The sequence below is a fragment of the Paenibacillus sp. MBLB1832 genome (assembly GCF_032271945.1).
In the GTDB taxonomy this organism is placed as follows: domain Bacteria; phylum Bacillota; class Bacilli; order Paenibacillales; family NBRC-103111; genus Paenibacillus_E; species Paenibacillus_E roseopurpureus.
This window is the reverse complement of record NZ_CP130319.1, coordinates 3,316,811-3,339,338: the sequence shown is the minus strand read 5'-3', so window position 1 is coordinate 3,339,338 and position 22,528 is coordinate 3,316,811. Positions and strand designations below refer to the sequence as shown.

Below are 22,528 nucleotides of genomic sequence, written 5' to 3'. Positions count from 1 at the left end.
ATGGAGCAAGCTCTTGGAGCTGGCCCATCCACTTTTTTGTATACAAATTTAATGTGCTTTAAAGCCTTCCCCAAAAACCTCATGTACATCCCCAACAATGATGAATGCGCGAGGGTCTAAAGCATGAATCAATTCTCGCATTCGTCTCGTTTCATGCCGATATACGACACAATAAACGACTTCTTTGGTATTGCCTGAATATGCGCCTCGCGCTGGGAATAAGGTAACACCGCGATCTAGTTCTTTTGTAATTGTATCGGCCAGCATACCGGGTTGCTCGGTGATGATTGTGAAAGCTTTGGCCGCGTAAGCGCCCTCTGATATGTAATCGATCAGCCGCGAAGTGACGAATACGGCTACTAGTGAATAGAGCACTTTCTCTTTCGGTAAGTAAATGAGCGATGAACCGATTACGAGGACGTCGATAATGAGAATGACTTGTCCAACGCTCCAGCCCCGTTTCTTATGACCAATTCGGGCTAAGATATCAGAGCCGCCAGTGGTGCCGCCAAAGCGGAATACGAGTCCAAGCCCTGTTCCGAGTGTTATACCCGCATATAAAGTGGCCAAGAAGTAGTCCTGCGTCGTCTGAAAAGGAATAAGCCAGCCCATATGGATGAGCCATTCCATGACCCATAGAAAGAAGGATAGGCAAACAACCCCGTAAATTGTATATAACATCGGGCCTCTTCCGAAATTTCGCCATCCTATATAAAATAAGGGGATATTAAATAGGAGTGTGGAAATGGAAGGAGGTACATTAAGCACATATTTGAGCAATAGGGAAATTCCTGTAACGCCGCCCTCCATAAGTTCATTGGAAATAACAAAATAATGCAACCCAAACGCATAAATTGCCGTGCCGATACTGATGCCTAGCACATTAATAAATTGATCTTGCAATCTTTCTTTGAATATCATGTGAATGTCCTCCAAACCTAAGTTACCTGCGGGTTAAAAAAATTTGTCAACTTTTCTTGTTTAGTTTAACATAAGGAGGATAACCTTTGTAGAAGATGGAAAGAAGGATGCCAATGTCAGAGCGCTCATTAAAAGACCTGCAACAAGAGGTTGATATTTATATTTCCCAGTTTAAGGAAGGTTATTTCAGTCCGTTGTCCATGCTGGCAAGAATGTCGGAAGAAGTGGGCGAATTGGCCCGTGAGGTGAACCATTCTTTTGGGAGAAACCTAAAAAAAGCACAGAAGCCGATAATTCAATTGAGTTGGAGCTTGGCGATATTTTGTTCATTACGATCTGCTTTGCCAACTCGCTTGGGATTGATTTGACAGAAGCCCATGATAAAATCATGCACAAGTTCAACACGCGTGACGCAGGGCGTTGGACTAAAATAAACACCGAAACAAACTGAACTTCATAAACTATACCATCCCCATAAGTCGGGAAAACCGCGAATGGTAAGGAGGATGGGCAGATGAATGGAGAAAACGAAATACAGAAAGCGTACGAATCCATACTTGGGCATGATTTCGAAAAGGCCATTGAATGGTTTGAAAAAGCGATAGCGGAAGAACCAAACAATGCTGCCTATCATCACAAACTTTCGATTACATTCACAAGAAGTAATAAATTAAACAAAGCGGTCGAACATGCGTCGAAAGCCATTGAGCTAGAGCCGGACAATGAGGCGTTTCGCTTTCATTTGCAGGTGCTTCATGCACGAGAAAGGGTGGAAGAAGCGAGAAAATTGCTGAGTACGCCTACCGAGCATGCGGAACGTGCGATTTTTTTACTGAAAGAAGCGATCGTACTCGATCCCTTGGCCATAGAAGCCTATTTAATATTAGGGGAAGCCTTCGCCTTGCGGAATGATTTCACAAGAGCCTATCAAACCGTCATGGAAGCAGTCCGCTTGGAGCCCGTTAATGAAGTGGCAAAGCGGCAAGCAGCATTGTACCAATTGAAAATGAAATGATCCCAAGCTAGAAGATGAGATAAAGGAGATTCTTACGATATGGAACAGAAAATTCGAGTAGCTGTCATTGGCGCAAGTGGTAGAATGGGTCGGGAAGTTGTGAAAACCGTTCTGCGCGAATCCGATATGGAGTTAGTTGCAGGGGTTAGCCGAACGACCGGCCCAATTGATTTGGGTAAAATGGTTGGTATGGATGATTGCGGCGTTCTCATGAGCAATGATATCGAGCAAGCATTATCGGAAGCAAGACCAGATGTGTTGGTTGATTTTACAGGACCGCAGACGGCGGTTTCACATACAAATCTAGCAATTCGACTAGGCATTCGCCCAGTCATGGGTACAACCGGATTCACGCCGGGGGCGATTGCTGAGTTGGACAAGCTGTGCCAGGATAACGGAATCGGCGGACTGATTGCACCTAATTTCTCTATTGGAGCAATTCTGATGATGCGTTTTGCGGCGCAAGCGTCGAAATATTTCCCTCATTTAGAAATCATTGAATATCATGGCGATCAGAAATTGGATGCACCTTCTGGAACGGCGGTGAAAACTGCGGAGCTTATTTCCGAAGTTCGTGAAGAAATTAAGCAAGGGAATCCGAAGGAAGAAGAAACAATTGAAGGTTCTCGCGGCGGGTATTACAATGGATTTAGAATACATAGCGTTCGTTTGCCTGGTGTTTTCGCACAACAAGAAGTGATTATGGCTGAACAAGGTCAAGCGTTGAAAATTAGACATGATTCCTATGATCGCGCAGCCTATATGCCAGGTGTTGCCATTGCAATTCGTAAAGTCATGACTTATTCTGGCATGATTTATGGATTTGAGCATTTTATAGATTAATGACCACTAGGAGCGTGGAACGCAGATGTTGAACATTGCACTTATTGCCCATGATCGGAAAAAAGATGAGATGGTAAATTTCGTTACTGCGTATGAGCAAGTTTTCGCAGGGCATAAATTATACGGAACAGGCACGACCGGGCAACGCATTATGGATAACACGCAATTGAGTGTACATCGTTTTATGTCGGGTCCGCTCGGCGGCGACCAACAAATCGGTGCAATGGTTGCTGAAAATGAAATGGACTTTATTATCTTCCTTCGTGATCCATTGATGGCCCAGCCGCACGAACCAGACATTATCGCTTTGCTTCGTCTATGTGATGTGCAGGGCATTCCGTGTGCGACGAATATCGCGACAGCAGAATTGCTGGTTAAGGCGTTGGATCGTGGCGATTTTGCATGGAGAGAACTCGTACATAAATATAAACCAGGAATCGAATAGAATGAGTGAACAACTAGATATTCTTATTTTTGGCGCCCATGCGGATGATGCCGAGATCGGGATGGGAGCTTCCATTGCGAAGCATACAGCACGCGGTTCGCGCGTTGGCTTGTGCGATTTGACCTATGCGGAAATGTCCTCGAACGGAACAGTGGAAACGAGAATTAAAGAAGCGGAAGAAGCGGCGAAAATCTTAGGGGTTGTGTCGCGTACGAATCTTGGACTTCCCGATCGCGGGTTGTTTGTGAACGCAGATCATATCGAGCGCATTACCCAAGAGATTCGTAAATTTCGCCCTAGAATCGTATTTGCTCCGTACTGGCAGGATCGTCATCCCGATCATATTGCTTGCTCTCATTTGATTCAGGAAGCTGTGTTCAACGCGAAATTGCGTAGATATTTACCAGATTCAGAGCCAGTGAACGTGGAACAGTTATATTTTTATTTTATAAATGATGTGTATGAAGCTGATGTCATGGTGGATGTAACCGATGCCTATGAGCTGAAAATGGCTGCGTTACGTGCTTATCAATCACAATTTATGACAGGTGCAGGAACGGTGGCGACGCCACTCAATCAAGGCTATGTCGAACGCGTAGAAGCCAGGGATCGCTTAATGGGGCAAAGACGTCAACTGACGTACGCGGAAGGGTTCGTTTCGAAATTGCCCTTAGTCATCGAACAGTTTGATTGATCGGAAAGAGGTGTAACATGAAAGACAAATTGAAAATCGGGATTACTTGTTATCCGACGCTTGGCGGATCTGGGGTTGTTGCGACAGAGCTAGGGAAATTACTTGCGGAAAAAGGACATGAAGTTCATTTCATCACGCATAGTATGCCGTTTCGGTTAGGCAAGTTTCATAAAAATATTTTTTATCATGAAGTCGAAGTCAGTCAATATTATGTGTTTCGCTATCCGCCTTACGACCTGTCGCTTGCTAGTAAATTAGCGCAAGTTGCGAAGATGGAAGAGCTTGACTTACTGCACGTGCATTATGCCATTCCGCATGCGGTGTGCGCATTGCTGGCGAAGCAAATGGTGGGAACGAACTTGAAAGTCGTTACCACGCTGCATGGAACGGATATTACGGTGTTGGGTCAAGATCAATCGATCTCCGATCTCATTCGTTATGCGATTAACGAGAGCGACGCTGTGACGGCTGTGTCGAAGGATCTCATTAAAGAAACAAGAGAATTATTACACATTGAACGTGATATCGATCTCACTTACAACTTCGTTGATAAACGCGTGTATTATCCGCGTGATATTACGAAACTGAGAACGGAATTTGCGCGTCCTGACGAAAAGATTCTCATTCATATTTCCAATTTCCGACCTGTGAAAAGGGTGCAGGATGTTGTTGATATTTTCGCAAAAGTAAGTAAAGAAGTGCCTTCCAGATTGTTATTCGTCGGGGAAGGACCGGATCTTTCGAAAATGATTTCGAAAGTGAAGGAGCTCGGCCTTACAGATAAGGTGTTGTTCTGTGGAAAGCAAGATGACGTCGCGCAAGTGATTTCACTAGCTGATGTGATGTTGCTGCCGTCAGAGAAAGAAAGCTTCGGGCTAGTGGCTTTAGAAGCGATGGCTTGCGGTGTCCCAACGATCGGATCGAATGCAGGCGGAATACCTGAGCTGATTACACATGGTGAGACAGGATACTTGGCTAATGTAGGCGATACAGCTGAAATGGCGGAGTACGCGATTCAGTTATTGAAAAATCAAGTACTGTATGAACAAATGGCTCAAAATTGTTTGAATCGTGCACGCTATACGTTCTGTAATGACATTACAACGTTGCAATATGAAGAAATTTATTACCGTGTATTAGGGAGAGAACTCCCGGAATCTCATCGTCTTTCAGCATCGTCTTGTCAATAAGGCGAATGTTGGCTAGGAGCGCTATATTTGGAAGCAAGACATATGAAAATCAAGGATACTGGTGCAGAGGCTGTGCTTGCGAAGTTGACGGAAGCGGGGTACGAAGCGTATCTCGTTGGTGGATGTGTTCGCGACGCTGTACTGCATAAACCGATCAAAGATATCGATATCGCCACTTCGGCGCGGCCTGAGCAGGTAATACAGATTTTCCCGCGCACCGTCCCAACGGGACTGCAGCATGGGACTGTCACGGTGTTAATGCCAGAAGGGACGTATGAGGTGACTACCTTCCGCAAGGAAGAGGCGTATGAGGGCTTTCGACGTCCTGCGGCTGTCGCTTATATTTCAGATTTGAATGAAGATTTAAAACGACGCGATTTTACGATGAACGCCATGGCGATGGCTCTAAACGGCGAGGTGCTGGATCCGTTTGGAGGGCAAGCCGACCTGGTTGCGGGAATTCTGCGCTGTGTAGGCAATGCCGAGGAGCGTTTCGGGGAAGATGCGCTGCGCATGCTTCGCTGTATTCGCTTCGCCTCGACCTACGGACTCGAGATCGAGAGCAGCACGTGGCAGGCGCTGCTGAGCCATGCTCATCTGCTGCGCCATATCGCGATGGAGCGCGTGCGCAGCGAGCTGCAGCGCATGGTTGAAGGCCCAGCCCCTGCGCGGGCTGTGCGGCTGCTCTTGGCGAGCGGCCTGCTGGCCCACCTCAAAACGCAGCTTCCGCTGCCTTTTGAGGCTTGGCTCGCCTGGGACGACGCGCTGGACGCCGTCAGCGCGCTCGAACACCAGCATGACCGCTGGGCCATGCTGATTACGCTCCTGGAGGTGCCAGCGGACACGGTCCGCGCGGCTCTCCAGGCATTGACCTTCTCCCGCGCCGACGGCACAGCCGTCGCGGGCGTACTGGCCCTGCGCGAGGCTGTGGCCGCGCAGGCAGAGGCGCCAGACCCGGCTCCGCTGGAGCGGGTCTGGAAGCTTGGCGCGGTGCGCCGCGGCGAAGCCGCAGCCCGCGCCTTGCTGCGGCTGCTGCGCGAGCTGCCGCAGGAGACTGAGAAGCGCGGCGAGCTCGCGCGCTTCCTTCAGACCGTGGCGCCGGCGCTGGTGCGGCGCGGTGAAACTTGGCTGAAGGAGGTTCCCTGCTTCAGCCTGAAGGAGCTCGCCATATCCGGTCAGGATGTGGCGGAAGCTCTAGGCCGGCAGCCAGGCCCATGGATGGGCGTGCTGCTGCAGGAACTGCTCGAGCGAGCCGCTCTCGGGGAAATCCCGAACGAGCGCGAGGCTCTTATTCACGCCGCGCAGGCTGCGAAGTAGCAGCGCTGCGCGGTTTTTCTTTACTCGGAATAGCCGACGTGGAGTTGGCGAGTTACTCGATTCTTTCGATTAACTCCACCGCAGCAGCCCTAATTGTCTGCGAGATAAACGGTTTTTCCGACTAACTCGATCGCAGCAGCCTGATTGTCTGCGAGATAAACGGTTTTTCCGACTAACTCCACCGCAGCAGCCTTAATTGTCTGCGAGATAAACGGTTTTTCCGACTAACTCGATCGCAGCAGCCCTGATTGTCACCTAGTTAATCGATTCCTTCGACTTTACACCAAAAAATTGAATTTGAACGCTGGCGAAAGGATTTCAGGTGAATCCCTATGAATGAACAAATTTTACAACTATTCGATGAGGCGTCGGAGGGGTATGTGTCTGGCGCTGAAATCAGTCGGCGGCTGAATGTAAGCCGTACGGCGATCTGGAAGCATATTGAGGAGCTTAGAGCGGAGGGGTATGAATTTGAGGCTTCCCCACGCAAAGGGTACCGTCTCATCAGCAAGCCTGCCAAGTGGCAGCTAAGTGAGTTGCTGAATGGGATGCGGACGAAAGTACTAGGCCATAAAGTACATATTTATGATGAGGTAGATTCGACACAGACGATTGCGCATCAATTGGTGGCTTCTGGCGCTCCTGAGGGCACGATTGTGCTCGCGGAGAAACAGAATGCAGGGAGAGGCCGTATGGGGCGCAAATGGCATTCTCCAGCGGGGAAAGGGATATGGATGAGTCTCATTCTAACCCCGCGGATACCTGTATATTTCATGCCGCAGCTGACGCTTTTGAGTGCAGTGGCTCTATGCCGATCTATCCAAAAAGTGTGTCAGGTGGAGATTGGGATCAAATGGCCGAACGACTTGTTGATTCACGGCAAGAAAGTGAGCGGCATTTTGCTGGAAAGCAGCGGCGAGGACGAGCGATTGAAATATGTGATTGCAGGTATTGGCATTAGTGTGAATTTGCTGGATGAAGACTACCCAGAGGAACTAAAGCACATTGCAACCTCTTTGGCTATTGAATCAGGCGCACTCGTCTCACGTGAACGTATCGTACAAGCCTTTCTTTTTGAATTCGAAGAGCTGTATGCCTTGTACTTAGAGAAAGGCTTTGCCCCGATTCGATTGCTTTGGGAAGCGCTGAGCGTCACGTTGAAAAGACCAATCCGTACGAACACACCAACAGGAGTGATCGAAGGGATCGCAGATTCCTTGGACGATTCGGGTGCTTTAACGGTTATTACGCCGAGCGGTGAGCATCTCAAAATTTATTCGGGCGATATCGAATTGCGGTAATGGGAGATATAGGGTATCCTCTTGAAGCAAGGTTTGGTATAATAGATAGATAAGGCGGTATCCTTATAGGAACTGCACTTGTAAGCTTGCAAGTACAATGAGATATGAAGTACCAAGATGTTGGATTCTGCTCTGAGCCGCCTAGGACCGAGACAGAGGGATCATTGATTCTTTCTGCATGCGTTCCTTTTAGCTCATAGCTAAAAGGTTTTTTATTTTATATGAGGAAGCTGGGATTACTTTGGACCAACGTAAGGCGCTAACGACAGCTAAGATGAGAAAAATGAAGGGAGACGGCGTACCGATTACGATGATTACGGCCTATGATTATCCCTCAGCTCGTTTATCCGAGGAAGCAGGCATTGATGTCATTTTAGTTGGGGATTCCCTGGGGAATGTAGTGCTTGGCTACGATTCAACATTGCCAGTCACCTTGGATGACATGGTGTATCATACGCGATCTGCCGTGCGCGGCGCACCGAATACGTTCGTCGTTGCCGATATGCCGTTCTTAACGTACCACGGCAGCTTGGATGCGACGCTGAATGGGGTTGGCCGATTGATGCGTGAAGGCGGCGCGAAAGCGGTTAAGCTGGAAGGCGGAGCTGAAATCGCCGCAACAGTTAAAGCGATTACCGATGCAGGTGTACCTGTCGTTGGACACTTGGGTTTAACGCCGCAATCTGTACATCAATTGGGTGGTTTTCGGGTGCAAGGGCGCAGCTCTGAGCAGGCTAAGAAGCTTCTAAGCGATGCAAAAGCGATTGAAGAAGCAGGCGCATTTGCTGTCGTACTAGAGCTTGTCACAGATGAACTGGCAGCTTGGATTACAAAGCAGCTTTCGATCCCAACGATTGGCATCGGGTCTGGTGTACACTGCGATGGGCAGGTTCTCGTATATCATGATCTGCTCCAGTATGGTTCTGACAGTGCACCCAGAAAGTTTGTTAAAGCCTATGCAAATATCGGGGAAACTATCCGTACAGGTATTGGCGAATATGTGAAGGAAGTAAAATCACGCGCTTTCCCTGCACAGGAAAATACGTTTCATATGGACAATGATGTCGTTCAATATTTGTACGGCGATAAGGAGTGATTGATCATGGCAGCGATCCACACGATGGAAGTGGTTCATACAATTGCTGATTTGCAATCTCGGATTAAAGCCTACCGACGCCGAAATGACCAAGCGGTTGGCTTCGTGCCAACGATGGGTTTTTTGCATGAGGGTCATGCGAGTTTAATGAATAAGGCACGCTCCCAATGCGGTCTAGTTGTGTTAAGTATTTTTGTGAATCCGCTCCAGTTTGGACCTGGCGAGGATTTCGAGCGGTATCCGCGCGATGCAGAGCGGGATTTGGCGGTCGCAGAGGCCGCGGGTGTTGATCTCGTGTTTATGCCATCCGTCAGCGAAATGTATCCGTCCCCGACCCGTACAACGGTTAGCGTATCGGATGTCACGACAAGACTGTGCGGGGCATCCAGGCCTGGTCATTTCGATGGCGTTGCCACGGTCGTCTCGAAGCTGTTCCATATTGTGCAGCCAGATCAAGCCTTCTTTGGCTTGAAGGATGCGCAGCAGGTTGCGGTTATTGAGCAAATGGTGCAAGATTTGAACATGCCGATTGAAATCGTGCCATGCCCAACACTGCGAGAAGCGGATGGTCTTGCGATGAGCTCGCGCAACGTGTATTTGTCGCCAGAAGAGCGACAGCAAGCGTTAGTGTTGTCACAATCCTTACAAATCGCGAAAGAGTACATTCAAAGCAAATCTTCACAAGGATTTACCTCTACAGAGCTGGCAAGTTTGGTCCGTGCACACATTGAAACGGCGCCGCTTGCCGTAGTCGATTACGCGGAAGTGCTTTCCTACCCAACTTTAGAGCCATTTGACCATAGCCATTCTATTTCTTCTCTAATTATTGCTTTGGCTGTGAAGTTCGGGAAAACACGATTAATCGATAACCTTATTCTACAAGTCAGGAAGTGACGTCTTATGTTTCGCACGATGATGAAAGCCAAGATTCACCGCGCAACGGTGACCGAGGCGAATTTGAACTATATCGGAAGTATTACGATTGACGAGGATCTCATTGATTTGGTGGATATGCTGCCAAATGAGAAAGTACAGATCGTGAACAACAATAATGGTGCGCGTCTAGAGACTTATATCATCCCAGGACCGCGCGGCACTGGCGTCGTTTGCTTGAATGGAGCCGCAGCGCGATTGGTTCAAACAGGAGATACAATTATTATCGTTTCGTACGCCATGATGAGTGACGAAGAAGCGAAAAAACATCATCCAACAATTGCCATTATGGGCGAAAACAACAAAGTCGCCCAGCTGCTCAAAGAAGAAGAGCACTCCACTATTCTCTAAGCCAGGACATGATGCAGAAGTTGAGCTCCATGCATGAAATCGGCCTTGTTTACAAAGAATGAGGGTAAGCTTTCGAAGCAAAGGTGGGATGCCAAATGTTTAAGCATTTATTTTCCACAATGAATGAGGTTTTGGAAGAAATCCAGAAGGAATATCCGAACAGCGATGTGGAGAAAAAGGCGGAGCTCGACGAACAATTGCAAGTGTTGAAAACGATGAGTGACGAATTCATCGAAGCTTGGCTGCTTTTTGAGGAGAAGCTGGGAAAGTTTTATGGGGCGGTACCGATCCCCACACAAACCTTACATGATGAATTAATGGAGCTTGACGTATCGGGTAAGCAAACCGAAGAATTCATGCGGGGGCAGGGATATTACAAGCTGTATATGTACGATCAGGCAATTAAAGAATTCGAGGTCCTCATCCGAAGACAGCCAGATTTTTTACTAGCTCGGGTGTACTTAGCAATGGGGCATTTGCGCAAGGGGGAGTTTGGAGATGCGTATCAGCACTTCAAATTTCTTCTGCCACTGACCGAAAATTCAAAGATGAAAGCTATCTCTTACAATGCGATGGGCTGCATCCACGTTCAGAATCAGAACATCGAGAAAGCGTTCGAATATTTTCAAAAAGCGTATCATACTGATCCTTCCTGCATGGAACCTCTTATCAATCTGGATGAAACCTAGTCCAAAAAGAGTTCAAGGTATTCCCTTTTCCTAATCAGATTTGGTATGCTAGGAGAAGTGCACGACGAAGGGATTGAAGATAGACGTCATGAAATTTGCTGTTTTGGATTTTGAAACAACGGGAAGTCAGCCTGGAGACGAAATCATACAGGTTGGACTCGTCATTATAGATCAATTTGAAATAACTGACAGGTATACTTCTCTGGTAAATCCAGGGATTAGTATACCTTCTTCGATTACAACCTTAACGGGCATTACGAATGACATGGTTACGGAAGCGCCTTCTTTGGATGATGTCATGTCAGACATGTTCCCGCTCTTATTCGACTGTGTGCTGGTCGCGCACCACGCGGCGTTCGACCTGGCGTTCTTGCAACGGGGCTTGACACGGACAGGCTATCCACCCTTCTCGGGGCGCGTATTAGATACGATGGATATGCTGCGCATCTTGTTTCCTTCGATCTCAAGTCTGCAATTGAGCATGGTAGCTGCGCTGTTCGGCATCGACCATGAACGACCGCATCAGGCGGATAGTGATGCTGAGGTCACCGCCTTGATTTGGATTCAATGTCTGAATCGTTTGCTAGGGCTGCCGTTATTAACGGTGCAACGACTGTTCCACATTTTCGAAAACGGTAACACGGACTTAGGTTGGTTCTTGGATGAAATTTGTACGTATAAGGAATCGATCACAAGCGTGGACACCGACACGAATCGCTATTTTCGACAGTTCACTCTGAATGTGTCCGATTGGGGTGAGGAAGAGGATACTCGTTCCGACTATGAAGTGACTCAGGCATTAGGAGGTTCCTTTCTAGCGTTCCAACAAGGCCTGAAAGCAGCGCTGCAGCAGCGATTCGAGGTTTATGAGGATCGAGAATCGCAGGATTTGATGATCCAAGAGGTTGAAAAGGCGCTTGAAAACGAGCAGCATTTGATGATTGAAGCAGGTACTGGGACGGGGAAATCGCTCGGCTATTTGATTCCTTCGATTTATTACGGCTTGAAGTATGAGAAGAAAGTCGTTGTGTCTACCCACACAATTAACCTTCAGGAACAGCTGCGCGAACGCGATATTCCACTGTTGAAAGATATTTTTCCTGTGCCGTTCAAGGCGGCCGTTCTCAAAGGAAGAAGTCACTATCTCTGCTTGCGCAAATTCGAAACAAAGCTCACCACGCGTGATTATGAAAATGGCAGGGAAGACCCGATCACCGCGGCGCAAATGGTTGTGTGGCTGAGTGAAACGGAGCATGGCGACGAAGAGGAGCTTCATTTCGGTAATAAAGGAGCCCAATTCTGGTACTCGGTTGCCAGTGATACGGATTCATGTCTCAATCGCATGTGCCCCTGGTACAAAAAGTGCTTCTACCACCGCGCGCGGAATGACGCCAATACGGCAGATGTGATCATCACGAACCATTCCCTCCTGTTTACGGATATGAAGGCTGAGAACCGCCTTCTACCGTCTTACAAGCAGCTTGTGATTGATGAGGCACATCACTTCGAGGAAGTTGCCAGCAAACACTTGGGTATCGAGCTGCACTCATCGGCGTTCTATCAGTCTTTGCTCTGGTTGTATAAGGATAATCGCAGCGGTCAGCTTCCCATGCTTCGATTCCGACTTCAGAAGTCGGATGAAGCGCAGGATCGTGTGGCGGCATGGAGTCAAACGATCGATGGGGTGTTTCCGCGAATTATTTCGATCAAAGAGGATTGGGAACGGCTAAGCGAAGCGCTTTACGAATTAGTTTCGTCGCGCAGTGACCCTTCACAATCGGAAAATTCCCAGTATGTACTACGCTTAAAGCCTGAGACGCTTCCATCCAATTGGCGCGAGCTGCTCATCATGGAAGATAATATTTATTTGAACGCCAATGAACTGCTGCGCACCCTCGACAAATTGCTGAATGACTTGAAGGAGCACCAGGACGGGCTAGGCATCCAAGGATTAGTAACCGATCTGAGCGGCACGGTGAAAGAGATGTATGAGCATCGCGATGCCTTACATTTCTTTATGAAAATGGCGGATGACGGCTATGTGTATTGGATTGAAGCTGGCACCTACGCAAAGGCCAAATCTGTTCAATTGAACTCTGTACCAACTGATGTAAGCGGATTGCTGCAGCAGCATTTCTTCGAGACGAAAGATAGTATCATCCTGACTTCTGCAACGCTGTCTGTGAACAAGTCGTTTCAATATTCCGCGGAGCAACTCGGATTAGCGATTCCTGCGGACGAAGAGTCGGGCAAATTGAAGACGGTTCAACTGCCTTCCCCTTTTAACTATCGTGAGCAGGCGTTGGTTGTTATTCCACGTGATTTCCCTACGATCAAAGGTGCGGGTGATCCTGTGTTCATCGAAGCACTCATCTCCTCACTCAGTGATGTGGCGATCGTGACGAGGGGAAGGATGCTCGTTCTTTGCACGTCGAACCGAATGTTGAAGCTCGTACATGCAGGGATGAAGGACCGTCTAAATCAGCACGGTATTACTGTGCTCGGTCAAGGCGTGGACAGCGGCAATCGCAGTAAGCTTACCCGTATGTTCCAAGATAACAGCATGTGCGTGTTGCTGGGCACCAGCTCCTTCTGGGAAGGCGTGGACATTCCAGGCGATGCGCTCAGCTGTCTGGCTATTATTCGATTACCGTTTCAGCCGCCGAACCATCCATTGGTTGAAGCCAAATGCGAGAACATTAAGAAACGCAATGAGAATCCGTTCATGAAGTTTTCGGTTCCGCAGGCAGTGATCAGGTTTAAGCAAGGTTTTGGCCGTCTTGTGCGCCGAGCTTCCGACAAAGGGATCGTTATTATTTATGACACACGTGTGATTGAAACGTACTATGGGAAGCACTTCCTCTATTCATTGCCAGGTCCAAAGATCGAGCATATGACGGGTGAACAGATGTTACCGAGGATTGAGCAATGGATGGGGGGAGCCTAAGAAACGTGAAGACACAGAAAATTTCGGAAGCCGTTGTTCGACGATTGCCAATCTATTTGCGGTATCTGAATGAATTAGCAGCGAATCATATTTCGACCGTATCTTCTCAGGATTTGGGTCAGAAACTGGATCTGAATCCTGCGCAGATTCGTAAGGATTTGGCGTATTTCGGGGAATTTGGCAAGAAGGGGATCGGGTACGATATCTCCTATTTGATTGAGAAAATAAGACAAATTCTGAAGCTCGACCGTCATATTCAAGTCGCACTTGTTGGAGCAGGTAATTTAGGCAGAGCCTTATGCAATTATAATACGTACTTACGCAATGATATGAAGATTGTCGCTGTTTTTGACGCTATGCCTGAAAAAGCAGGGGAGATCATTAACAACCTCGTCGTATATCCCATGAACAAAATGAAACCAGTCCTTTCCGAGCTAGGCGTTCGCATTGGGATCATTACGGTTCCTGCTCCAGAAGCGCAGAATGTGGCGAATGAATTCGTTGCCTGCGGCATCGAGGCCATTTTAAATTTTGCCCCAGTGATTATCAAGGTCCCCACGGAAGTACGGGTGCATTATGCTGATTTTACAACCGAGCTGCAAAGCTTGGCTTATTATTTGGATTAAAAAGAAAAGCACGCTCCGCGGGATTTATCCAGCGCGAAGCGTGCTTTATTTGTTTAAAAGATGAGACGGAATAGAACGAAGTAGATAGAGAACGCGAGTACGATGGAGATCGGGATCGTAATTAACCACGTGACCAACATTCGTCCTACGGTGCCCCACTGTACTTCATGGAATCGCATCACACTGCCCGTCCCGATAATCGCGGAGGAAATAACATGTGTCGTGGATAATGCTTTACCGAAATGTGTGGAAAATTGAATGACAAGTGACGATGTTAGATCGGAAGCAAAACCGTTGATCGGTTCAATCTTAACAATTTTACCTGAGACGGTTTTGATGATGCGCCAGCCACCAATTGATGTACCTAAGCCCATCGCTAATGCTGCAGCAATTTTGACCCAGATGGGAACGTTTAGATCATCTTGAAACCCTGCGGATACGAGTCCGAATACGATGATACCCATCGCTTTTTGCGCATCGTTACCGCCGTGAGAGTAGGACAGTAGGCCAGCAGATACGATTTGTAAGGAGCGGAATATCCGATTGAGCTTGGACCTTGACGTATTGCCCGACCAAATGATGATATATTTGATGAGCAACATAATCAGGAAACCAAGGACGAACGCTATGATTGGCGATAAAACTAAAATGATAATAATTTGTGTGAACCCATTCCAATTCACAGAGTGAAATCCTGCTCCTGCGATGACAGCCCCCGCCAAAGAGCCAAACAAGGTGTGGGAGGAGGAAGATGGAATGGAGAGATACCATGTCAATAAATTCCAAATAATAGCTCCGAGCAATGCCGCAATAACAATCTCAACGCCGTTCTCAATTTTGGCCGGGTTGGCAATGCTGCCTCCAACGGTTTTGGCAACCTTGGACGAGACCATAGCACCAATGAAATTGAGCGTGGCCGCCATTATTATTGCTACCCGCGGACTTAGAGCACGGGTGGAAATGGATGTAGCAATCGCATTGGCGGTATCGTGAAATCCATTAATGAAGTCGAATGCCAGCGCCAAAATGACGATGATGATTAGATAAGTTAACATGAAATCCTCCTTGCGTTTTCCACTTGGAAAACGTTCTTCGAACACAAAGACACGTTAAGTCTTAAGAGTAACGAAGGACAACGCTATCTAAAATATTTGCGACATCTTCGCAAGCATCTGTTGTTTCTTCAAGACGCTCATAAATTTCTTTCAGTTTAAAATCTTCATACGGATCTTTACGAGTCAGGAAAATTTGACGAATACCTTCGCGCATCAAGCGGTCGCCGTCATTTTCCAATTTATTGATAGCTACGGTATGTTCAGGAATTTGGATATATTTTTTCTTTGCTAGCAGCTTGAATGCATCCAGCATATGTTGACAAGAGTCAACGATAACGGCTGAGAAATCTTTCATATATGAATCGGTATGGGACACAGTCAAGTAGTCAAAACGAGCGATTGTCGCTTCAATCCCGTCTGTTACATCATCAACTTTGGACGCTAGAACCATAATGTCTTCACGGTCAATCGGCGTGATGAACACTTTATTCAACCCGCGGAAGATGTCATGCGTAATGGAGTCGCCTGCATGCTCAAGATCGTGAATGGCTTTAACATAATCAATAGGCGGTTTGTCACCCATCATGGCCGTACGAAACAATTGAGCTGTTTTCAGCGCATTCTCAGCGGCGCGGATCAATAGCTGCAAGAAATCGACTTCGTTCTTTTTTGTAAATAACGTTGTCATAATATCCTCCTAATATTTACTATATGTACTAGTTTTTAAACGAATTTGAGTAACGAAGTTGACCAAATTGTAGAAAAAACTCACAATGTTTAAAGTATCATACTCATCACTGGGAAAGCAACGAAAATTACGTGACAATTTACAATTTCTCAACAACTAGTGAAAGGTACGTAGCTTCCTTGATTTTACAAGCCTGAAGATGTAAAGTTTAGGGTGCAGATTGTACTATTTAGAATGAGCAAAGAGAGGGTTTTTTAGTATGAAAAAAACATTAATTTCGAACGGCATTTTCATTTCTAATAAGGAAGACAACAAATCATCCATTCGCGGCTGCATGGTAATCGAAGGCAGTCAAATTACATACATCGGAGAGCAAGCACCAGAATCCATCGAGAGCTATGATGAAGTCATTGACGGCAGCAATAAGCTGTACATGCCTGGTTTAGTCAATACGCATGGTCATGCTGCCATGTCCCTATTGCGCGGCTATGGAGATGATTTGGCCCTTCAGATCTGGCTGGAGGAGAAAATGTGGCCGATGGAAGCCAAATTTACTTCCCAAGATGTGAAATGGGGAACGCGGTTATCGATCCTTGAAATGATCAAAGGTGGAACGACCACTTTCGTAGATATGTATGACCATATGAATGAAGTCGCATTCGCTGTAGAGGAATCGGGTATGCGCGGTGTTCTGACCCGCGGTGTCATTGGCTTATGTCCGCCAGATGTACAAACAGCGAAGCTCAAAGAAGCGACGGAGTTCGCGAAAAATTGGCACGGCAAGGCGGATGGACGCATCACGACAATGATGTCGCCGCATGCTCCTTATACATGTCCACCGGATTATATTGAGCGCATTGTGCAAGTTGCCCATGATCTGAATCTTCCTATTCATACGCACATGTCGGAAACAAGACGAGAAGTTGAAGGTAACGTAGAACAATATGGCGCACGCCCTGCTGCCCATTTGGAGAAGCTAGGTGTGTTCACGAGACCGACCTTGGTTGCGCATGGTGTCCATTTGAACGATGAAGAAATCGCGATTCTGAAGCAATATGATGTTCGGATTTCACATAATCCTGGAAGTAATCTTAAGCTGGCAAGCGGTGTCGCCCGTTTACCTGAATTGCTGCGCGCAGGTGTTAAAATGTCCCTAGGAACGGATGGCGCGGCATCCAATAACAATTTAGATATGTTTGAAGAGATGCGGCTAGCCGCTTTGATTCATAAAGGTGTTTCAGGCGATCCACTAGCCATTCCTGCGAAAGAAGCCCTGTTGCTTGGTACACGGATGGGTGCAGAGTCGATCTGGTTGGATAACGTAGGTTCTTTAGAGCCTGGCATGAAAGCTGACTTCATCGCGCTGGATATTGATCAGCCGCATTTCTTGCCAAAAACAGATTTCGTCTCCCACATTGTGTACTCAGCAAGTGCAAAAGATGTCGTTGATGTCTGTGTAGACGGTACATGGATCGTGCGTAAAGGCGAATGCTTAACATTAGATGAAGAAAAAATTAAACGTGAATTCGAAATTTGCTTCGATAGATTGAGAGGCTAACTTCAAGCCGCGGGAGTCGATTTAAGGGAGGTACACAGCTTCATGAATGCGAAGCGAACGATTATGCTAGGCGTTTTTATCGTAGGAACGCTTGGCGTTGTGCTTAGCCGCTTTTATCTCAACATTCAAAATGAACATTGGGATGAGAAGCGTGTTGCTGTCGAGAAAGCGTATGAGAACAGTATGATGACGAAAGCTACGAAGGTTGATTTCTTCTATGGGGATGAAGCCTTCCAAATTGTTTATGGCGAGAATAAACTAGGACAATCGCTCATTGCCTGGGTGAATGATCAATCTGTTCATACAGAAATGACGGAAGGTGCATTTACGGAAGCGGGTGCTAGAGAAGCTGTTCTAAAGAAAGCTGCTACCAGTCAGATCGAACGTGTTATGCCAGGCAAGCTAGGGAATGACTACGTATGGGAAGTGTTTTACAAGACGAAGGATGATAGAGGTACGCGGTATTTCTATGATTACTACTCGTTCAAAGACGGGACTTATATGGATACTTATCGACTTAGCCTTCATTAAGAAGGCTGAGTTTTTTTGTTTCCACTCTTTACATAAGGCATAGGTGTATATGAAAGTGATATACTCTTCGTATAGCTTTTTGAGCGAAATCAAATATGAACGATGAGAGGTGGACGCGAATCCATGAAGATGAAGCTGCGCCTTTTTCCTGTTATTTTGAGCGTGATTATTTCAGCTGGCGTGCTTTTTGGCGGCTGGTTTGCTTATACGAGTTTTGCCATGGAAAATCCGTTATCACAGATCATTAGTGAAGCACCTGGTGTTACGCATTCAACGATGAAGCTGTCATCGAATGATGTCAATATTGAAGTGACGTTAAAGCCAGACGCGAATTTGCGGACTGTCGTGGAACAAATTCATAAAGAAGGCGCCTCGATTATCGGGAAGCGCACGGTAAATATAAAAGTTAACAACCCATCCTCGGCTGAACTTGACGCTTGGTGGTCCAAAGCGCTGTTTGATGTTGCACAAGCGATGGAAACTAGACATTATGCCGATATTCCAACAACGTTGCAGAAATTTGCGGATGGTGTTGGCCAACTGAAAGTAGATAGTGAAATGGATGAGCAAAATGTGTATATCCGTTTGACAGATGGTGATGCAACGAAATTCATCCTACTGCCAAGAATCTCCCAGATTGGAGTGTGGCCGAATGATTAAAATATATAAAGAAATTGGTATCGGTGTAGTCCCAGTTTTACTGGCTTTTCTGATTTATCAAGGTGTGAATGTGCTGCCGATCCTATTCATATGCGGTTTGGGTGTTACACTATTCTATATGATGAAAACCCGCGGCGGCGGTATCAGTACTTCTGCAGGCGGTGGAGATCGGAAGAGCAAGAACCGGACTCCGTCCATGCTGACATTCGATGAAATTGGTGGACAAGATCGTGCAAAGAAAGAATTAATGGAAGCTCTTGATTTTTTGATTAAACATGAGGAAATTAAGAAATTAGGCATTCGACCGTTGAAAGGCTTATTGTTAACTGGCCCGCCAGGGACAGGAAAAACCTTAATGGCGAAAGCAGCTGCGCATTATACAAACTCCATTTACCTAGCTGCATCTGGCTCTGAATTTGTTGAGATGTACGTGGGTGTTGGTGCAAGCCGTGTTCGTGACTTGTTTCAAACAGCAAGAACGCGTGCCATCAAAGAGGGCAAGGAAAATGCCATTATTTTTATCGATGAGATCGATGTAATCGGTGGTAAACGTGACGGCGGTCAGCAGCGTGAATATGACCAGACGTTGAATCAATTGCTTACCGAGATGGACGGGATTCATACGAATGATGCGCCTCGAATTCTCATTATTGCAGCAACGAACCGTAAAGAAATGCTGGATAGCGCATTGCTGCGTCCAGGGCGTTTTGACAGACATATTGAAGTGGATTTGCCCGATAAGAAAGGCCGCCTTGCGATTCTAAAGATTCATGGAAAGAACAAGCCGCTCGCGGATGGCGTATCATTGGATCAGACAGCAGAGCAAACTTTCGGATTCTCGGGTGCGCAGTTGGAAGGCGTGCTGAATGAGGCTGCGATTTATGCAATGCGTGAGGATAAGCAAGCGATTGAGAAGTCCCATTTGGCCTCAGCGATTGATAAAGTCATGATGGGCGAGCGTACGGATAAAGAAACGGCCCATGGCGAGAAAGAACGTGTGGCATATCACGAATTGGGTCATGCTATTATTGCGGAGCTTGTTCGACCTGGTTCCGTATCTCAGGTTACCGTTAGTCCGCGCGGCAAAGCATTAGGCTATGTGCGTCACAATCCGCCGCAAGATCATTATCTATACACGAAGGATTATATTGAAGAGCAGATCATGATCGCACTTGGCGGTGCGGCAGCAGAGGAAATGATTTACGGCGGTCGCAGCACAGGATCTCGTAATGATTTCGAGCAATCGCTCTCGATGGTGCGTAATATGATGGATGCGGGTTTAACGGGTTTAGGTATTATCGACCGTGAAATGGTGACCAAGGAACAGCTGATGAAAGAAAATGCGGCCATTCTGGATGCATTAATGCTTCGAACGAAACAGATGTTAGAAGAACAGCGAAGCATTTTTGACCATGCTTTTGCAATTCTAATGAGGGAAGAAGTGCTTTCAGGCGAGACATTTCGAACGTTATTTGACGCCTCGGTGTCACAAAGTGCATAATAATGACCGTTGGCCAATTAGGCCAGCGGTTCTTGTATTTTTTGATGTGCATGGAAGAAGGAGAAGTGCGCTATGATGTATAAAACGATTGGAGTCATTGGTGGGGGTACGATGGGACAGGGGATAGCAGAGATGCTTGCAGCCCGTGGACTGGACGTTATGCTTGCCGAAAAAACGATAGAGAAACTAGACCGCGCGATCGAGCAGATTACGGTTAGTTTAGATAAGCAAATCGATCGGTGGGCATTGACGGAGGCGGAGAAGAAATCCATTTTGTCTAAAATCAAGAGAGCCGATTCGATTCTGGACATGGCCGCTTGTGATTTCGTCATCGAAACGATTTCTGAAGATTTGAATGCTAAGAAGCATGTCTTTTTTCAATTGAATCAGATTTGTTCTGAATCGATCATCCTGGCTACGAATACCTCAACACTTAGCGTTACCGAGATTGCGGCAGTTACCACGCATCCCGAACGAGTTATTGGCCTGCATTTCTTGCATCCCGTTGCAAAGATCAATCTCGTTGAGATCGTCCGCGCAATGAAAACATCCGACGATACATACAAGCACACACGACAATTCATTGATGAATTGCTGCATAAAAAAAGTATTAAAGTCACGGAATCACCAGGCTATATCACAACACGGCTCATTTGCACCTTGATAAACGAAGCGCTGCATACGTTATCCGAAGGTGTTGCCTCGGCGGAAGATATCGATGGAGCGATGCGAATCGGGTATGACTTCAAGTACGGTCCACTCGAGATGTGCGATCGTTTCGGACTGGATGCCGTACAGGCTGCGCTTGAAGGAATGTTCCGTGAATACGGTGATATCAAATACAGACCTTCCTACCTGCTGAAGCAAATGGTTCGAGCTGGTCATCTAGGCGCTAAAACGGGGGAAGGCTTCTTCCGTTACGATAAGGATGGTGACCGATTATGAATATTCTCGTTATTAATGCAGGAAGCTCCTCGGTGAAATATCAGCTTTTCCAAATGGAGGATGCCTCTGTTCTGGCCAAAGGCCGTGTGGAGCGCATCGGGATGGATTCCGCGATCCTCCTGCATGAGCCAACCGATAAACCGGATTATCATAAAGTTGATGAAATACTGGAGCATACAACGGCTATTCGCAAGGTGCTGGACATTCTGGTGCATCCTGAGCATGGCGTCATTGCGGATATTTCTGCGATCGATGCCGTCGGCCACCGCGTCGTTCACGGCGGCGAATCGTTCAAGAGCTCCGTCCTCGTGACAGACGAGGTGAAGAAAGAGATCCGGCGTCTCTTCGATTTGGCGCCGCTGCACAATCCAGCGCATATGCTGGGCATTTCGGCGGTGGAGGCGAACATGCCTGGGGTTCCGCAGGCTGTCGTTTTCGACACCGCCTTCCATCAGTCGATGCCGGCGAAGGCCTACCTGTATCCGGTGCCGATGGCCCTCTACCGGAAGCACAAGGTGCGCCGCTACGGTTTCCACGGTACGTCGCACCAGTACGTCAGCGAGCGTGCCGCTGCCTTCCTAGGACGCCCGCTGGGGCAGTTGAAGCTCGTTACCTGTCACATTGGTAACGGAGCTTCCTGCGCCGCCGTACAGGGCGGCCAGTCGGTCGACACGAGCATGGGGATGACCCCGCTCGAGGGGCTTATGATGGGCACGCGCAGCGGCGATCTGGATCCGGCCATCGTGCCGTACGTGATGGGCAAGGAGGATTTGACGATCGGCGAGGTCAGCTCGATGCTGAATAAGCATAGCGGCCTGCAGGCGATCTCGGGGATCTCCAGCGATATGCGGGAGATTGTAGAGGCGATGGAAGCGGGCGATGGGAACGCTGGCCTGGCATTTGAGATGTATGCGTATCGTTTACGCAAATACATCGGCGCTTATACAGCCGCGATGAATGGCGTGGATGCGATTGTGTTTACAGCGGGCGTCGGCGAGAATTCGGCGCCGCTGCGGCAAGCAGTGTGCGAGCAACTGAGCTTCTTGGGGGTTGATTTTGACAGGGAAGCGAATGAGGCGGGCAGAGGCATTGAGAAGCGTATTACGAAGCCAGGCTCCAAGGTTGAAGTGCTAGTTATTCCGACGAATGAGGAGTGGGTGATTGCGCAGGATACCTATGGCCTTATTGCTACTGGGGCAGGTCAGTCCCTCTGAATCTTTCG

The 22,528-nt window shown here is 47.5% G+C and carries 22 protein-coding genes and 1 pseudogene; 20 read left to right on the top strand and 3 right to left on the bottom strand.

Features of this window, described 5'->3' with window-relative positions:
- Positions 1-48: 48 nt before the first annotated feature.
- The gene (locus MJB10_RS14900; RefSeq protein ID WP_314795835.1) at positions 49-921 is read right to left on the bottom strand and encodes a YitT family protein; all 873 of its coding nucleotides are present in this window, start codon (positions 919-921) and stop codon (positions 49-51) included.
- Between the two features lie 113 nt (positions 922-1,034).
- Between MJB10_RS14900 and MJB10_RS14895 the strand changes: the two are divergent.
- The 14 genes and pseudogenes from MJB10_RS14895 to MJB10_RS14830 all read left to right on the top strand — a co-directional run bounded on the left by MJB10_RS14895 (position 1,035) and on the right by MJB10_RS14830 (position 14,368).
- A pseudogene (locus tag MJB10_RS14895) lies at positions 1,035-1,372 on the top strand (nucleotide pyrophosphohydrolase).
- A gap of 63 nt (positions 1,373-1,435) precedes the next feature.
- Positions 1,436-1,936, top strand: a complete 501-nt coding sequence (locus tag MJB10_RS14890; protein ID WP_314795833.1) for a tetratricopeptide repeat protein — start codon at positions 1,436-1,438, stop codon at positions 1,934-1,936.
- A gap of 39 nt (positions 1,937-1,975) precedes the next feature.
- The gene (dapB, locus tag MJB10_RS14885) at positions 1,976-2,779 is read left to right on the top strand and encodes a 4-hydroxy-tetrahydrodipicolinate reductase (protein ID WP_314795831.1); all 804 of its coding nucleotides are present in this window, start codon (positions 1,976-1,978) and stop codon (positions 2,777-2,779) included.
- Positions 2,780-2,804: 25 nt separating this feature from the next.
- Entirely contained in the window at positions 2,805-3,224 is a 420-nt protein-coding gene (locus tag MJB10_RS14880) for a methylglyoxal synthase (RefSeq protein ID WP_314795829.1), read from the top strand.
- Between the two features lies 1 nt (position 3,225).
- The gene (gene bshB1, locus MJB10_RS14875) at positions 3,226-3,918 is read left to right on the top strand and encodes a bacillithiol biosynthesis deacetylase BshB1 (protein WP_314795827.1); all 693 of its coding nucleotides are present in this window, start codon (positions 3,226-3,228) and stop codon (positions 3,916-3,918) included.
- Positions 3,919-3,935: 17 nt separating this feature from the next.
- Positions 3,936-5,108, top strand: a complete 1,173-nt coding sequence (gene bshA / locus MJB10_RS14870; RefSeq protein WP_314795825.1) for an N-acetyl-alpha-D-glucosaminyl L-malate synthase BshA — start codon at positions 3,936-3,938, stop codon at positions 5,106-5,108.
- A 42-nt stretch (positions 5,109-5,150) separates the two neighbouring features.
- On the top strand, positions 5,151-6,425 hold the full coding sequence (locus MJB10_RS14865; RefSeq protein WP_314795823.1) for a CCA tRNA nucleotidyltransferase: 1,275 nt from the start codon (positions 5,151-5,153) through the stop codon (positions 6,423-6,425).
- A gap of 332 nt (positions 6,426-6,757) precedes the next feature.
- The gene (locus MJB10_RS14860; protein ID WP_314795820.1) at positions 6,758-7,726 is read left to right on the top strand and encodes a biotin--[acetyl-CoA-carboxylase] ligase; all 969 of its coding nucleotides are present in this window, start codon (positions 6,758-6,760) and stop codon (positions 7,724-7,726) included.
- Between the two features lie 241 nt (positions 7,727-7,967).
- A complete protein-coding gene (gene panB / locus MJB10_RS14855) occupies positions 7,968-8,822 on the top strand; it encodes a 3-methyl-2-oxobutanoate hydroxymethyltransferase (protein ID WP_314795818.1) in 855 nt (284 codons plus the stop codon).
- 24 nt (positions 8,823-8,846) lie between these two features.
- The gene (panC, locus tag MJB10_RS14850) at positions 8,847-9,716 is read left to right on the top strand and encodes a pantoate--beta-alanine ligase (RefSeq protein WP_314805636.1); all 870 of its coding nucleotides are present in this window, start codon (positions 8,847-8,849) and stop codon (positions 9,714-9,716) included.
- 6 nt (positions 9,717-9,722) lie between these two features.
- Entirely contained in the window at positions 9,723-10,106 is a 384-nt protein-coding gene (gene panD / locus MJB10_RS14845; protein WP_314795816.1) for an aspartate 1-decarboxylase, read from the top strand.
- 95 nt (positions 10,107-10,201) lie between these two features.
- Positions 10,202-10,795: a tetratricopeptide repeat protein gene (locus MJB10_RS14840; RefSeq protein WP_314795813.1), complete on the top strand. Its 594-nt coding sequence runs from the start codon at positions 10,202-10,204 to the stop codon at positions 10,793-10,795.
- Between the two features lie 88 nt (positions 10,796-10,883).
- The gene (gene dinG / locus MJB10_RS14835) at positions 10,884-13,742 is read left to right on the top strand and encodes an ATP-dependent DNA helicase DinG (protein WP_314795811.1); all 2,859 of its coding nucleotides are present in this window, start codon (positions 10,884-10,886) and stop codon (positions 13,740-13,742) included.
- A gap of 5 nt (positions 13,743-13,747) precedes the next feature.
- Entirely contained in the window at positions 13,748-14,368 is a 621-nt protein-coding gene (locus tag MJB10_RS14830) for a redox-sensing transcriptional repressor Rex (RefSeq protein WP_314795809.1), read from the top strand.
- A 53-nt stretch (positions 14,369-14,421) separates the two neighbouring features.
- Here the strand turns inward: MJB10_RS14830 and MJB10_RS14825 are convergent, their stop codons facing one another.
- The gene (locus tag MJB10_RS14825) at positions 14,422-15,423 is read right to left on the bottom strand and encodes an inorganic phosphate transporter (RefSeq protein WP_314795807.1); all 1,002 of its coding nucleotides are present in this window, start codon (positions 15,421-15,423) and stop codon (positions 14,422-14,424) included.
- Positions 15,424-15,484: 61 nt separating this feature from the next.
- Complete coding sequence (locus tag MJB10_RS14820) at positions 15,485-16,111, bottom strand: DUF47 domain-containing protein (protein WP_314795806.1); 627 nt, start codon at positions 16,109-16,111, stop codon at positions 15,485-15,487.
- Positions 16,112-16,370: 259 nt separating this feature from the next.
- Between MJB10_RS14820 and MJB10_RS14815 the strand changes: the two genes are divergently transcribed.
- The 6 genes from MJB10_RS14815 to MJB10_RS14790 all read left to right on the top strand — a co-directional run bounded on the left by MJB10_RS14815 (position 16,371) and on the right by MJB10_RS14790 (position 22,520).
- A complete protein-coding gene (locus tag MJB10_RS14815; protein ID WP_314795804.1) occupies positions 16,371-17,669 on the top strand; it encodes an amidohydrolase in 1,299 nt (432 codons plus the stop codon).
- Positions 17,670-17,711: 42 nt separating this feature from the next.
- Positions 17,712-18,200, top strand: coding sequence for a cell wall elongation regulator TseB-like domain-containing protein (locus MJB10_RS14810; RefSeq protein WP_314795803.1), 489 nt, complete (start codon positions 17,712-17,714; stop codon positions 18,198-18,200).
- A 123-nt stretch (positions 18,201-18,323) separates the two neighbouring features.
- Positions 18,324-18,860 carry a hypothetical protein gene (locus MJB10_RS14805; RefSeq protein WP_314795801.1) on the top strand — a complete coding sequence of 179 codons (537 nt, stop codon included), beginning with the start codon at positions 18,324-18,326 and terminating at the stop codon, positions 18,858-18,860.
- Positions 18,853-20,361, top strand: a complete 1,509-nt coding sequence (locus MJB10_RS14800; protein ID WP_314795798.1) for an AAA family ATPase — start codon at positions 18,853-18,855, stop codon at positions 20,359-20,361. Before MJB10_RS14805 ends, MJB10_RS14800 begins: the two co-directional genes overlap by 8 nt.
- A 72-nt stretch (positions 20,362-20,433) precedes the next feature.
- Complete coding sequence (locus tag MJB10_RS14795; protein WP_314795796.1) at positions 20,434-21,306, top strand: 3-hydroxyacyl-CoA dehydrogenase family protein; 873 nt, start codon at positions 20,434-20,436, stop codon at positions 21,304-21,306.
- Entirely contained in the window at positions 21,303-22,520 is a 1,218-nt protein-coding gene (locus MJB10_RS14790; protein WP_314795795.1) for an acetate kinase, read from the top strand. Before MJB10_RS14795 ends, MJB10_RS14790 begins: the two co-directional genes overlap by 4 nt.
- Positions 22,521-22,528 lie beyond the last annotated feature (8 nt).